10 protein-coding genes are annotated in these 14,829 nt (G+C 53.8%); 6 read left to right on the forward strand and 4 right to left on the reverse strand.

The window, feature by feature from the left end:
- Window positions 1-243 precede the first annotated feature (243 nt).
- Complete coding sequence (locus ETA_RS07650; protein WP_012441053.1) at window positions 244-1,206, forward strand: aldo/keto reductase; 963 nt, start codon at window positions 244-246, stop codon at window positions 1,204-1,206.
- A 41-nt stretch (window positions 1,207-1,247) separates the two neighbouring features.
- Here ETA_RS07650 and yegD read toward each other — a convergent pair whose 3' ends face one another.
- The 3 genes from yegD to ETA_RS07665 all read right to left on the reverse strand — a co-directional run bounded on the left by yegD (window position 1,248) and on the right by ETA_RS07665 (window position 6,145).
- Entirely contained in the window at window positions 1,248-2,600 is a 1,353-nt protein-coding gene (yegD, locus tag ETA_RS07655; RefSeq protein ID WP_042958791.1) for a molecular chaperone, read from the reverse strand.
- A gap of 207 nt (window positions 2,601-2,807) precedes the next feature.
- Window positions 2,808-5,357 carry a diguanylate cyclase gene (locus tag ETA_RS07660; RefSeq protein ID WP_042959297.1) on the reverse strand — a complete coding sequence of 850 codons (2,550 nt, stop codon included), beginning with the start codon at window positions 5,355-5,357 and terminating at the stop codon, window positions 2,808-2,810.
- Window positions 5,358-5,491: 134 nt separating this feature from the next.
- Window positions 5,492-6,145 carry a phosphatase PAP2 family protein gene (locus ETA_RS07665; protein WP_012441056.1) on the reverse strand — a complete coding sequence of 218 codons (654 nt, stop codon included), beginning with the start codon at window positions 6,143-6,145 and terminating at the stop codon, window positions 5,492-5,494.
- Between the two features lie 298 nt (window positions 6,146-6,443).
- Here ETA_RS07665 and udk point away from each other — a divergent pair, with 298 nt between their 5' ends.
- The 3 genes from udk to asmA all read left to right on the forward strand — a co-directional run bounded on the left by udk (window position 6,444) and on the right by asmA (window position 9,665).
- Window positions 6,444-7,085, forward strand: coding sequence for a uridine kinase (gene udk, locus ETA_RS07670; RefSeq protein WP_012441057.1), 642 nt, complete (start codon window positions 6,444-6,446; stop codon window positions 7,083-7,085).
- A 25-nt stretch (window positions 7,086-7,110) separates the two neighbouring features.
- Window positions 7,111-7,692, forward strand: coding sequence for a dCTP deaminase (dcd, locus tag ETA_RS07675; protein WP_012441058.1), 582 nt, complete (start codon window positions 7,111-7,113; stop codon window positions 7,690-7,692).
- Between the two features lie 128 nt (window positions 7,693-7,820).
- Window positions 7,821-9,665, forward strand: a complete 1,845-nt coding sequence (asmA, locus tag ETA_RS07680) for an outer membrane assembly protein AsmA (protein ID WP_012441059.1) — start codon at window positions 7,821-7,823, stop codon at window positions 9,663-9,665.
- A gap of 92 nt (window positions 9,666-9,757) precedes the next feature.
- On the opposite strand, the gene ETA_RS07685 is transcribed toward asmA, so the two are convergent.
- Complete coding sequence (locus ETA_RS07685) at window positions 9,758-11,329, reverse strand: TerC family protein (protein WP_012441060.1); 1,572 nt, start codon at window positions 11,327-11,329, stop codon at window positions 9,758-9,760.
- A gap of 792 nt (window positions 11,330-12,121) precedes the next feature.
- Here ETA_RS07685 and wbaP point away from each other — a divergent pair.
- Entirely contained in the window at window positions 12,122-13,555 is a 1,434-nt protein-coding gene (gene wbaP / locus ETA_RS07690) for an undecaprenyl-phosphate galactose phosphotransferase WbaP (protein ID WP_012441061.1), read from the forward strand.
- 125 nt (window positions 13,556-13,680) lie between these two features.
- On the forward strand, window positions 13,681-14,814 hold the full coding sequence (locus ETA_RS07695) for a polysaccharide export protein (RefSeq protein ID WP_167310303.1): 1,134 nt from the start codon (window positions 13,681-13,683) through the stop codon (window positions 14,812-14,814).
- The last annotated feature ends 15 nt before the right edge of the window (window positions 14,815-14,829 follow it).

Raw genomic sequence — 14,829 nt, forward strand, 5'->3', positions numbered from 1 at the left:
GTGTTTTTCTCTCCGTGAAACGAAAGCGAAGTCCGGCGGGAAAAAAGCGTCTCCCGAATCGGACAAGAATAGCGAATTCCATGCGCTGAAAAATGAAAAAATTAAGGATATCGGGTTAGTTAACGGCTGTCGCGCAGAGAAATTTCAAGTTCTGCAAAGAGTTTTTCACAAATAGTCCAACGTGCCGATCGATATTTGCCAGGCTTAATAACTGCGCTATCAATGTCTAACAGGAGGATCACGATGAGTCATTCAGAACTTCGCCAGCTGGGCCGTTCATCTTTACGGGTACCCAGGCTGACCTTTGGGGGCAATGTGTTTGGCTGGACTATCGACGAAAAGACGTCGTTTTCCCTGCTCGACGCGCTGCTGGAAAAAGGGCTGAATTTTATCGACACCGCCGACGTCTATTCGCGCTGGGCACCGGGCAATGAAGGCGGTGAATCAGAAACCATCATCGGTAACTGGTTAAAGCACAGCGGTAAGCGCGATAAGATTGTCCTCGCTACCAAAGTCGGTATGGATTTGGGCAACGGTAAAACCGGGCTGGCGGCGAAATACGTTCGCCAGGCGGTGGAAGCATCGCTTAAGCGCCTGCAAACCGACTATATCGACCTGTATCAGGCGCACCGTGACGATGAAGATACGCCGTTGCAGGAGTCGCTAAGCGCGTTTGACGCGCTGATTAAAGAGGGCAAGGTGCGGGCTATCGGCGCCTCTAACTATTCGGCAGAACGTCTGACCGAAGCGCTAAAGCTGAGTGCCGATCTTGGGCTGGCGCGATATGAGACCTTGCAGCCTGAATATAATCTTTACGATCGTGCCGGCTATGAGAGCGGTCTGGAGCAGGTGGCGCTGGATCACGGGCTGGGGGTGATTAACTACTATTCTCTCGCCAGCGGTTTCCTCAGCGGTAAGTACCGCCGCAAAGAGGATGCTGCCAAAAGCGCCCGTGGCCATGGCGTGGTCGATAAATATCTTAATGAGCGCGGGCTGAAAATCGTCGATGCGCTAGTGCAGGTGGCTGAAGCGCACCGCGCATCGCCGACTCAGGTTGCGCTGGCATGGCAGATTGCGCGTCCGGGGATCGCTGCCCCTATCGTTAGCGCCACCTCGCTGGCCCAGGTGGACGAACTGGCGAAGGCAAGCGTGCTGAAACTGAAGGACGATGAGCAGCGTCTGCTGTCAGAGGTGAGCCACTATTAAAGGAGTTTGGGCGGCCGCAGCGCCGGGCCGCCCGTGCGGCATTACCTGAACATCACCTGAGCCCAGCGCGCCAAACCGGCGGTCACCGAGCCGAAATCATCGCCGCTGGCCAGCGGAATGTCCGGAAGCTGCTGTTGCAGCGCCGCGCGCAGCACCGGAGATTTGGCGCTGCCGCCGGTCAGGTAGATGACATCCGGTCGGGTGCCGCTGGTGTTCAGCGCCAGCGCCACCTGCTCCTGAATGCGCTCCAGAGGCTGGCTGATAGCCGCTTCCAGCCCCGCCACGCTAATGCCCGTTTCCAGCCCACTGTCGATAAAGTCCAGCGTGGTCAACACCTCGTCACGTTGTGACAGGGCAATTTTGCTTTCTTCAGCCGAGCGCACCAGGCGGTAGCCGAGGCGCTGTTGCCAGACTTTCAGCAGTCGCTGTACTTTTTGCGGTTCGGCGGCATCGCGGATCAGATCCTGTAACAGCTTACGCGACGCGGCGGCATAAAAGTCGCTTTGTGCCGGAACATCGTTGATCGCCACGGCATTCCACCATGGCAGAGCCGGTAGACCGGTGCCTTTTACCGTTTCACCGCCAAGGCCGAGCAGCGGCATCAGCTCCTTAAACGCCAGCATAATATCCAGATCGTTCCCGCCAACGCGGCAGCCGCTGTGTCCAAGCAGGCTGTCGGCGCGATCGACCTTGTCGTGCCACTGCGGGCCCATCAGCAACATGGAGCAGTCGGTGGTTCCGCCGCCGATATCGACCACCAGCACGCGAGTCTCTTTATTTAGCGTTGCCTCAAAGTCCAGCCCTGCCGCCACCGGTTCAAACTGGAAAATCACTTCCTTAAAGCCGGCGCGGCTCGCGGCGCGTGCCAGGATGCCTTCCGCCTGACGGTTGGCCTCATCGCCGCCCAGCCCCTGGAAGTTTACCGGACGACCTATTACCGCCTCGGTGACATTTTGACCCAGCGTACTCTCTACGGTCTGACGGATATGCAGCATCATGGCGCAGACCAGGTCTTCGAAAAAGGCCACCTGCTGTGGCTTCAGGCCGCTGGCACCGAGGAAGGATTTAGGCGATTTGACGAACCATACCTCTTCAGGGTCATCCATATACTGTGCCAGTGAAGCCAGGCCGAATTTGACGCTGCCGGGCAGGACATCAATGTCTTCTTCACGGTTGAAGGCCAGGGCGCGGCGCAGCAGCGCCTGATTTTCTGCCTGCGGAGTCGGCACCTGATGATGGCGGAACAGCCATTCACTGACCGCATCGCGCGTTGGCGCACACAGCATTGAAGGTAAATAAGGCGAGTTCTGCTCTAACGGCAGCAGCCTGGGTGCGCCGTTTTCCATGATGGCAATCGAGCAGTTTGCCGTACCGTAGTCGAAACCGATAAACATCGTTTCCTCCGCTGAGTGTAAAAAAGGGGGGGACTTTAGCTTGAGTGTGCAAACGGCGCAAGCGCCAGCCGCGGGTTTGCGCCGTCGGCGCGGCAAAATCAGCCGGTGGGCGTCATGCGCGCGGGCGAGAAAGGGGAGAGTCTTGACGATAATCGAACCGTCAGGGGGACGGTTTTTGCCATCGCCCGCCTTGCGCTGCTGACGGCACTAATACACGCAGAGCTGGCCGCGCCCGCTGTGCTTGGCCTGATAACAGGCACGATCCGCCTGCGCCATCAGCTCGGTGATGTCGGCGTTGTCGGCGCTAATGTGCGTCAGGCCGGCGCTGGCACCGATACGATGCTCATGGCCATCCCACTGGAAATGATAGCGGTTGACCGCATCGACAACAGAGCCGATAACCTCGCAGGCCTCTTCTGGGGAACATATCGGCAGCAGGACGCCAAACTCATCGCCACCGAGACGCGCGAGTACATCATCAGCGCGCAGCATCTGCTGCATAATATGTGATATCTCGCACAGCAGGCGGTCGCCGGCCGCATGTCCGGCGCTGTCATTGACCGCCTTAAAGCGGTCAAGGTCGATAAATACCAGCATGTGGTGCTGCCGCCGTTCCACGCTGGATTTTATCAGCAGCTTCAGCTGGTGCTCAAAGCTCGCGCGGTTGGGCAGGCGGGTCAGCATATCGTGTGACGCGCTGTAGCTCAGGCGTCGCATCATTTCACGCGCTTCGCTGACATCCTGGATGACCATCACGCTGCCGATGTTTTCTCCCGCCAGGGTCTTCAACGGCGACAGGCTGTAATTGACGGCAAACTGATTGCCGGAGCGGTTGTGCAGCACCAGGCCGGTATCAAGGTCAGACGATTTTTTTTGCTGCGTCAGATTGCAGTTGAGCAGGTTTTCGGTCGCCGATCCCCGGCTGCCATGGGTAATTTGCAGGATTTCGTTGAGCGCTTTACCAGAAGCCTGGTGCTGCAGCCAGCCGCTCATTTTTTCCGCCACCGGGTTCATAAAGGTCACGCGCATCTTCTCATCGGTGCTGATCACCGCCTCACCGATGGCGTCGAGCGTAATATGCATACGCTCTTTCTCCTGGTACAGCGCATCGGTCAGGAGTCGCACCGCTGAAATATCCTGGTTGATGCCGAGCATACGTTCAACCTGACCTTTTTCATCGCACAGGGTATTACACTGACTGCGAATGTGACGCACGCCGTTTTCAGTTTGGATGCGGAACTCAACATCTACCGGGGTGGCATTTTTTATCGCGTTATTGAAGCTGCCCATCGCTCTTTCACGATCGGCCGGATGCAGTCTGTTGGCCCAGTCCTGATAGGTGGGCTGGGAATTCATCGGCAGCTGATAGATTTGCAGCATGCGTTTATCCCAGCTCATGATCCCGTTCGATATATCCCACTCCCATACGCCGATCCCACCCGCTACGTTCGCCAGCGTGATACGTTCCATCAGCCGTTTGTTGATATTCTCACTGTGCTTGAGCTCGGTAATATCTTTAACCTGCGCGATAAAATAGAGCGGCTGCTCTTCACTGTCGCGAACCAGCGATACGGCCAGTAGTGTCCAGACGATCTCTCCGTCCCGACGGAAATAGCGCTTTTCGAGGTTGTAGGTCTCAATTTCACCGGCTAACAGGGCACGGGCTTGCGCCACGCCGGTATCCAGATCGTCAGGGTGGGTCAGCTCTTGGGCAGTGAGTTCACAGAGCTCTTCCGGGGAGTAGCCGAAAAGTTTCGCCAATGATTGATTGACCTTGATCCACTGCCCGCTGGTGGATACCAACGCCATTCCGATGGCCGAGTATTCCATCGCGTGACGGAAACGGGTTTCACTTTCTGAGATATGTTTGCGCTCTTCACGAAATGAGTGCATCACCAGCGTCATCATATGGCTGGGGATCAGCGCGAGCAGAAACGGCACCCAGGGCAGGGCAATGAGCTGCTGTAAGCTGGAGGTGCCGGGGGCTATCAGCTGAAATGCCAGCATTAGCGACATCATCAGGATAGTCGCGAGGTAGACGACGAAGGCGTCAAAGCGCGGCAGGCGTACCGCACTGTAAAATAAGATCACCACCACGAAGGTAAATGGCGAAGGGGCATAGCGCAGCGTGAACCAGCACAGGGTCAGCGTGGCCATTAACGTCAACAGCGTTTCAAAAAGGACGCTCTGGCGCAGATGACGGCGGGCATAATCAGTCCGCCACAGCAGGCCAACCGGCCCCAGCGCCAACATGCCAATCACTTCGGATACCGTCCAGATAGCATAAAAATGCAGCGCAGCATGGCCGGTTAACTGCAATAGCCAGCAGGCAATAAGCCCGCCGATGAGCGTGGTGAGCAGGCCGGCGACCAGCACCATTTTAGCCCAGCTAAACAGTGAGTTAAGTGGGGCGTCAGGCTCCAGCAGCAGGCGCAGCAGCATGCCACCGAGCAGCGCCTGCAGCAGATTGATCAGCGGAAAGACCAGACTATAGAATGACAACCCGTTGAAGAAGATATTGGCGCAGGTTAAACCCAATATGCAGCCAGCCAGCAGGATGGGTAGGGCGCGCGTCGGGTTTCTGAAAACAACAACGGTCATCAGCGCGGTGGAAAACCACAGCGGAGAGATCTGCCCGCTGACTTTAATCAGTTCAAGGCAGTAACAGGTGAGCACAAAGCTTAAACACGCTAACAGCAGCGCATTAAACCACTGTGGGCGCCATTGTTGTACCAGCCCTACATTTTCTATCGTCATTACACTCCGGCACGGCACTAATCTAGGCACAATCTTAAAAAATTTTAGCCCTGCTAGCATAAGGAATAAACGCCACAGCGGCAAAATCTAAATGTTCCGCTATTCAGAAGATTAATTTAATTTTGCTTGTCTCGCTACTGGTTCAGGAGAGTGTGGGGTGACTGGCGGAGCTGAAGCAACTGCTCACGCGTCCATGCGTGCTCAATGCCGGCAATCTTCGCCGAAAGCTGTTGCAGAAACTGCTGGGTGGTGGCGATACGGCCCTGGCCGATCAGCAGGACAGGGATTAAAAAAATAATCCCTAACTGTCGTGAAGAAAAAACGGGTGGATGCAGATGGCGCTGGCTAATCAGGAATAGGGTGCCTGGCGTATAGCCGAGCAGCAGACCGGCGATCACTTCACTGTTTGAATGATAGTGGAGCACCAAACGTGAAATGCCCACGCACAGGGGAATAAAATAGCCGATGATAACGGTGACGTTGCGCCACTGAGCGGATAGTCGCCCACTCAACAACCATAACATTACTGGCCACAGGGTGGCTGACATGGCGCTATGGCCACTGAATCCCGTGAAGTTGAAGCGGGCGCTGCCGATGCCAAATCCCATAAAGGCAATTTTCGACAGGCTGACGATGGCGCCGGTTGCACAGAATGCCAGTACCCAGTAGCAGGCGCTGCGTTTATCATCACGTTTCCAGAGAAGTAATAGCGCTATGACCAGGGCGGTTGGGACAAGCAGCATGCTGTCACCAAAATAGGTGAGAAAGTGGATAAGATGCCAGAACACTCTAATTCCTTATAACGGTTTTTTGCCGCCCAGTTTAGCGGCCAAAGCCGTTGCCACCTAACGGTAAAGTCCGAAAAGAAGGCTGGCGCTTTTTTCTGGCATCAGAAGGGGTTACTCCCTATAATTGCGCCGCTATGCCCTTCATATTTCAATCTGCGGTGTGTGGGTTACCTTCATTTTCCCGGTCACCTGACTTAACCAAGTGCATGTGAGCTGGCCTGATGAGGCCACTCTGTATCTGGAAATCTACAGGGCATACCTTACCCTTTACACTGTCTTAAATTCAGGTCTTTAAAATATGGCTGACAAGTCGCATCAGTGCGTCATCGTAGGTATCGCAGGCGCATCCGCCTCGGGAAAAAGTCTTATTGCCAGTACGCTCTATCGTGAGGTTCGCGAGCGTGTCGGTGATGAAAATATTGGTGTGATCCCCGAGGATGCCTATTATAAAGATCAGAGCCATCTGACCATGGAAGAGCGGGTCAAAACCAATTATGACCATCCAAGCGCGATGGACCATAGCCTGCTTCTACAGCATTTGCAGATGTTGAAAGCCGGGCAGGCTATCGACCTGCCGGTTTACAGCTACGTTGAGCATACCCGCACCCAAAAAACCATTCGGCTTGAACCCAAAAAGGTTATCATCCTGGAAGGTATACTGCTGCTGACCGATGCCCGGTTGCGCCAGGAAATGAATTTCTCCATTTTCGTCGATACCCCACTCGATATTTGTCTGATGCGCCGTATGAAGCGCGATGTCAACGAGCGCGGGCGCTCTATGGACTCTGTGATGGCGCAGTACCAGAAGACGGTGCGGCCGATGTTCCTGCAGTTCATCGAACCTTCCAAACAATACGCCGATATCATCGTACCGCGCGGTGGTAAAAATCGTATTGCCATTGATATCCTGAAAGCGAAAATTAATCAGTTCTTCGAATAATCGAAGCGCAAGCTGGAGTTCCTGAATGAGATTATGTGACCGCGATATAGAAGCCTGGCTCGACAATGGTAAGTTGGGTATCGATCCGCGCCCGCCCGTTGAGCGTATCAATGGAGCGACCGTTGACGTGCGCCTGGGTAACCAGTTTCGTACTTTCCGCGGTCATACCGCCGCTTTTATCGACTTGAGTGGCCCTAAGGCTGAGGTTAGCGCCGCGTTGGATCGCGTGATGAGCGATGAGATTGTACTGCCGGAGGGGGATGCGTTCTTTCTGCATCCGGGTGAGCTGGCGCTGGCCGTGACCTTAGAGTCGGTGACGCTGCCTGACGATCTGGTTGGCTGGCTGGACGGGCGTTCCTCTCTGGCCCGTCTTGGCCTGATGGTTCATGTGACCGCCCACCGTATCGATCCCGGTTGGCAGGGGCGTATCGTCCTTGAGTTCTACAATTCGGGTAAGCTGCCGCTGGCGCTGCGTCCCGGCATGCTGATTGGCGCGCTTAGCTTTGAGCCGCTTTCAGGCCCCGCAGCTCGCCCGTATAACAGCCGGCAGGATGCCAAGTACAAAGGTCAGCAGGGCGCGGTTGCCAGCCGTATCGACAAGGACTAAACGCGCGCATATTGAATCGGTGAGTTAAGATTGCAGAAGGTGGCAACTCGGTGGAACCCCTTTCGTTTAGCCGGGTGAAAGGGCGGCCGTCCTTCAGTCAGTGGCAAAAGAAGAGTTAAGGAGCAGGCATGAAAAGGTTTATTACCACACTTGCGATACTGCTGGTGGTGGTGGTTTCCGGAATGACCGCGCTGGTGATGCTGGTAAATCCAAACGATTTTCGCGCCTACATGGTCCACCAGGTGGAGCAGCGTAGTGGCTATCGTCTGGCGTTCAATGGCGATCTGAGGTGGCACGTCTGGCCTCAGCTTAGCATCCTCTCTGGGCCGATCACCGTGACGGCTCCCGGCGCGCAACAGCCGGTCGTCAGCGCCAGCAATATGCGCCTTGACGTGGATCTTTTGCCGCTGCTCTCGCATCAACTCTCGGTAAAACAGGTCATGCTCAAAGGGGCGGTCATTCGCCTGACGCAGGACAGTGAAAGCCAGCGTGCTGCTGATGCACCCGTAGGACCGGCTGGCAGTAGTGCCTTTTCACCCGCAGACGATGTCGCGCGTGGCTGGAAATTCGACATCTCCCATCTGCGTATTGCGGACAGTCTGCTGGTGTGGCAACAGGCCAACGGTGAACAGCTCAATGTACGCGATTTGAACCTGACGCTTGATCAAAATCAGCCGCGTCAGGTGCACGTTGAATTCAGCAGTCGCGTCAACCGCGATCAGCGTGAGCTGCACCTCAGCGTCAGCAGCGACTTGGATATTTCTAATTACCCCCAGCGGATCAATGCGTCAATCCAGTCGCTTGATTATCAGCTTAAGGCGGTGGATTTACCGCCAGCAGGCATAGAGGGTAAGGCGCAGATGACGGCGCGCTGGGATATCCTGACGCAGCGCTTCAGCCTTAACGATATTCTTCTCAACGCCAATGACAGCCAGCTTAGTGGGACCCTTTCAGGCACGTTTGGAGGGCGTCCCGAACTGCTGGCGGATCTGCATGCTAACCATCTCGACCTTGATTCTCTGCTCGGCCTGACTGAGGTTGCTGACGGTGCCACGAACGCTGCCGTGCAGCCCGGCGGTCACGCGCCGGTGATCGCCCGCATGCCGGTGACGGATAATGCCCATAACGTGCTTAATGCGCTGGATGGTCAACTGACGCTGGCAGTGGATCGGCTGCGTTGGCGCAGGATGCAAATGAATAACGTGCGGTTGCACGCGGCGAGCCAACAGGGTTTGCTCACCGTGGATACCCTCAAAGGAACGGGGGAGGGCGGCAGCTTCTCTTTACCGGGTACGGTGGATGTGCGCAGCGCGCAGACCAAAGTGACCCTGGCCCCGGAGCTGAAGCAGGTTGCGATAACGCCATTGCTGAAAGGATTTGAGCTGCCGGAGGCCGTCAGTGGCTCGCTGTCCTTGCAGGGACATTTTAGCGGGATCGGCCTGAATCTTGCCGCGTTTGAGCATCAGTGGCAGGGACAGGCTGAACTGAGCCTTGACGACGCGCAGTATGCCGGGCTGGACCTCATGCAGATGGTTCAGCGGGCGGTAGAAAACAGCAGTGATAAAGTCCATGGAAAAGGCGACGACGGTACGCCAAACCCACAGCGTTTACGGGGTAGCGCGACGCTGAATAATGGCGTTATTTCATTCAACCAGCTTGATGCCCGCTCGGCGTTGCTTAACTACAGCGCCAGCGGCAGCATTGATTTAGCTAAACGAGAGTTGGACGTGCTGTTTGGTGTCACCATTACCGGGGGCTGGAACGGTGACAGCGCGTTGATCGAGCGTTTGCAGCGCCTTCCCGTGCCGTTAAGGATTTACGGGCCGTGGTCGGCGGTTAATTACAATTTAAAAGTGGATCAGCTGCTGCGTCAGCAGCTGCGCGATGAAGTTCGGCAACGACTGGATAAATGGACCAGGGATAATCCAGACAAGGCTAACGGCGACGTTAAAAAGTTGATAAACGACTTATAGTGGCGGGCGGCCGGAAATCGATGACGGCCGCCCTGATACCGCCTGCCTTTACGATAAAGATGGGCCGGCTATGCTGGCGTATGATGCGGTGTTCAGTGTGGGGCCTCGAGCGGTCGGGGAATAATCTTCACCTTCTGCACTCTGTGGCTGGCAACCTGGATCGTACGGAACAGATAGCCCCCGACCTCTATCTCCTTGCCTTCCTGGGGCACATGTTGCAGGTGCTCCATCAGTAATCCTGCTACCGTGTGATAGTCACGTTTCCTGTCCAATTGCAGCGGCAAATACATCATCAGATCGTCCAACGGCATATGGCCATTTGCCACCCAGCTGCCGTCATTATGCTGCTGGATATCATGGCGCGGATCGGTTTTTTCATTCTCATTAGGCAGGCTGCCGGCAATCGTTTCCATCACGTCGCTGAGTGTGACAACGCCCTCTACCGAGCCAAACTCATCCACAACAAAGGCAAAATGCGTGCGCGCGCGGCGGAATTGCTCCAGCGCAGGCAGCAGGGGTAGCCTTTCAGGAAAGATCAGCGGCTGGCGCACCAGCGCGCGCAGGTCGATAGCGTTGCCATGTAACGCCTGCTTAAGCAGGTCAATCACATGCACCACGCCCAGCGGCTCGTCGCTGTGATCAGTCACCAGCATGCGCGTATGCTGATTAACGTCCAGCTGCGCCATGACCCTCTCCGGCGAGTCGGCCAGATCGATATGCTGAATATCGTGGCGGGTGGTCATGATGCTGTTCACGCTGCGTTGGCCCATCGCCAGTACGCGAGCGATCATCATTCGCTCTTCCCTGTTGAAAATAGCCTTAGGCCCGGCTTTTCCGGCTACCAGTGAGGAGGTTTCCGCATCCAAGTCTGCCTCGTCATGGTGCCCCCGCAAAAGCCGTAGCACGGCTTGTGCCGTACGTTTTCGCAGCGATAAATGCGCCGACAAATAGCGATGACGGTTGAATCGTGCCAGATGATTAAGCGCTTCGATAATTATGGAGAAGCCGATCGCTGCGTACAGGTAACCTTTAGGGATGGTATAACCGAAGCCGTCTGCCACCAGGCTAAATCCAATCATTAACAGAAAGCTCAGACACAGAATAATAATGGTCGGATGGGCGTTAACGAAACCTGTTAACGGCCTGCTGGCTGACAGCATCAGTAAAATGGCGATAACCACTGCTGCCATCATCACAGCAAGCTGGTCAACCATGCCAACGGCGGTTACAACGGAGTCCAGTGAGAATACCGCATCAAGTACGACGATTTGCGCGACGACCGGCCAAAAGCGGGCACCGCGCTTTTGTGAGCTCTCTTCCGCGTCTTTGCCTTCAAGGCGCTCATTCAGTTCCATCGTGGCCTTAAAAAGCAGAAACAGGCCACCCGTCAGCATAATCAGGTCGCGCGCACTGAAAGCGTGTTCACCCAGACTGAACCACGGCGAAGTCAGTGACGATAGCCAGGATACCCCAGCCAGCAGCAGCAGCCTCATCCCTAATGCCAGCAATAAACCGGTGACCCGCGCACGATCGCGCAGAGCCGGGGGCAGTTTTTCCGCGAGTATGGCGATAAAGACCAGGTTGTCGATACCCAGTACCAGTTCCAGCATCACTAAAGTGACCAGTCCGGCCCAAATGGAAGGATCGGCAAACGATTCGAGCATTATCCCACCTCAAAGATATTTTATATTAACCCGGATTGGCGCCGGGCATGACCTTGTCACCCAACAATTCAACCTATTTTAAATAGGATTAATCTGTTCTTCGTGGCATAAAAAACGTGGGTATGCCGAAAATCGGGATTACGTAATCTGTCATTTTTCCCCTCCCTAATTCATCTGATTGTTAATAGGAATAATCGTATCTTGACATATTTATTAACCAGTGATGCCTATTTTAAAATGAAATCATAGTGAGAAAAATCTTAATTTAGCAGGGAGGGAGAAAATAATAAGTGGTGCTCAGACTGTGGGGGAGTAGTCTTATTCCTAAAAGGAGCGGCGCGGGCCGCGAGGCTCTTGTAAAGGGTCCATTTATAACTAGTATAGCAACGTATTAGTGAATGTCTGCGTGGATGTTTTATTTAACGCAGTACAATGGGGGGAATGTTGGTTTTTGTAAGAAAGTACACAATCCACTGATAAATGTTAGCGCCTGGCGTCAGAGATGACCGGCTTATAACTGTAAGCGACAACATTTACAGCGCATTGGCAGCTACAAGCCAGGGGCGGTAGCGTGTCCTTATGAGAGTGCTCAGGACACATCAGCGAACCCTGCGCGTTAAGTTGATGATATAGCGGTTTTTTGTGGTTGTAGTGCCGGTGATGATGACCTTTTTTCCGTATTTCCTGGATAAGGTCCCTGTGTAATAACGAACGTCGTGTATGAAATATCCCTCGCCACCGTTTCGATACCAATAAATCACAGGCAACCTGAGATAAAATTAAGAGTTAACTATGCGCGAAATTGAATTCACCTTTAAAGGATTGTTAATAAGACTATCATTGGCCCTGTCAGACATCATCTTTTTCAATGCGGCGCTGGCACTAGCCATTGTGCTGGTTAATGGATTTTCAGGTGATATTCTGGCAGATATTCCGGCACACGAACTAAACTTGAAAATAGCGACTCACATTTTGCTTTCGCTGGTTTGTGTTGGGTGGTTCTGGGTAAGATTGCGGCACTACACTTATCGAAAACCCTTTTGGTTCGAGCTTAAAGAAGTCTTCAGAACAATCCTGATATTTTCTATTGTGGACCTTTCTGTCAGCGCATTATCAAAATGGGAACTTTCTCGTTGGATTTGGGTACTCACCTGGCTTCTGGCGATGGCGATGGTTCCCGTGGGGCGCTCCTTTGTTAAACGGATGCTGAATCGTAAAAAGCTTTGGAAAAGGCAGTCAATCATCATCGGCAGCGGAAAGAATGCGCAAGAAGCCTGGCAGGCGCTGCAAAGCGAAGAGATGATGGGTTTTGATGTGGTGGCATTCTATGATGTTGACAGTAGCCAGAACGCCTCTGAACTGTTTGGCATTCCAGTATTGCAAGATGAAGCACAACTGTGGTCGTTAATAAACAGTGAAACCCAATTTATCGTGGCGGTTGAATACGATCAAAGTCAGTCTCGTGATTGGTGGCTAAAAAATCTCGCGAAACACCATTGTCGTTCGGTGTCGGTCATTCCCTCTTTACGCGGTGTTCCCCTGTATGGCACTGATATGGCTTATATTTTTAGCCACGAAGTGATGATCTTGCGGGTAAACAATAATCTAGCCAAACACAGTTCGCGCTTTCTTAAACGCACTTTCGATCTGGTCGGCGCGTTGGGCATTATTATCATGCTGTTGCCCGCCTTAGCCGTACTGATCTTTATGGTTTCGCGCGACGGTGGAGCCCCGATCTATGGTCACGAACGCGTTGGTCGTAACGGCCGCAAATTTAAATGTCTCAAGTTCCGCTCCATGGTAGTGAATTCCAAAGAAGTCCTTGCGGAGGTGCTGCGTAACGATCCGGTTGCGCGCGCAGAGTGGGATGAAGATTTCAAACTGAAAAACGATCCGCGTATTACCCGTATCGGTCATTTTATCCGTAAAACCAGCCTTGATGAACTGCCGCAGTTATGGAACGTGGTTCGGGGAGAGATGAGCCTGGTCGGGCCAAGACCGGTGATAGAAGCCGAACTCGAGCGCTATGCGGGCGACGTTGATTACTATTTTATGGCTAAGCCAGGAATGACCGGATTGTGGCAGGTCAGTGGGCGCAATGATGTGAGTTATGAAACCCGCGTTTACTTCGACTCATGGTACGTCAAGAACTGGTCACTTTGGAACGATATCGCCATTTTGTTCAAAACGATCGGCGTGGTTCTGAAGCGTGATGGTGCTTACTAATCAACGAGAGAGCGAAGAATAATGATCAAGCGTTACCGAGCCTGATTTGATCAACTGACGCCTTCCGGGCGCATACAGCGGTGGCCTAGCCTCTGTCATTCAAATTACTGATAGCGATGAAACAGATGATTATAATCAAAACTAAATTGATACCTCTGATGGTATCGGCGGCACTCCTTTCCGGCTGTACCATCATGCCAGGTAACCATCTCTCCACAACGGGCAAAGATGTTGTTGAACAGCAGGACAGCGATTTTGACATCGATAAGTATGTCAACGTTTTCCCCTTGACGCCGAGCCTGGTTGAGCGCATGAGGCCTAAGCCGGTGGTGGCCCAGGCGAACCCTTTGCTGCAACGCGAACTGCAGAATTACGAATACCGTATTGGCGTGGGTGATGTGCTAACGGTAACCGTTTGGGATCATCCCGAACTCACTACGCCTGCGGGCCAATACCGCAGTGCCAGCGATACCGGTAATTGGGTTCACTCGGACGGCACCATCTTCTATCCCTATATCGGCAGAGTGCATGTCGCCGGTCGCACCGTGCAGCAAATTCGCGATGAAATTTCCGGCCGCCTGACTAAATACATCGAAAGCCCGCAGATTGACGTCAGTGTGGCCTCGTTTAAATCGCAAAAAACTTATGTGACTGGTGAAGTGGCCACCTCAGGTCAGCAGGCAATAACTAACGTACCTCTGACTATCCTTGATGCGATTAACTCTGCCGGTGGCCTGACGGCTAACGCTGACTGGCGCAACGTTGTCCTGACGCATAACGGGCGCGAACAGCCTGTCTCGCTTCAGGCACTGATGCAAAATGGTGACCTGTCACAAAATCACCTGTTGTACCCCGGCGATATTCTTTACGTGCCGCGTAATGACGATCTTAAAGTGTTCGTGATGGGTGAGGTTAAGCAGCAGGCAACGTTGAAAATGGATCGCAGTGGGATGACGCTCGCGGAAGCGTTGGGTAATGCTCAGGGCATGGATCAGAACGTCGCTGATGCCACCGGCGTGTTCGTTATTCGGCCTGTTAAAGGTTCAAATCGTAGCAAAATCGCCAATATCTATCAGTTAAATACTAAAGATGCTGCCGCGATGGTGATGGGAACCGAATTCCGCTTAGAACCTTACGACATCGTCTATGTCACTTCGACGCCTCTTTCGCGTTGGAATCGTGTTATTTCACAGCTGGTTCCAACCATTAACGGTGTCTACGACGCGACACGCAACGTTCAGATTATTCATAACTGGTAACCGGTGGCAGAACTT

Origin of the sequence: Erwinia tasmaniensis Et1/99, assembly GCF_000026185.1 — a bacterium.
Lineage (GTDB): Bacteria > Pseudomonadota > Gammaproteobacteria > Enterobacterales > Enterobacteriaceae > Erwinia > Erwinia tasmaniensis.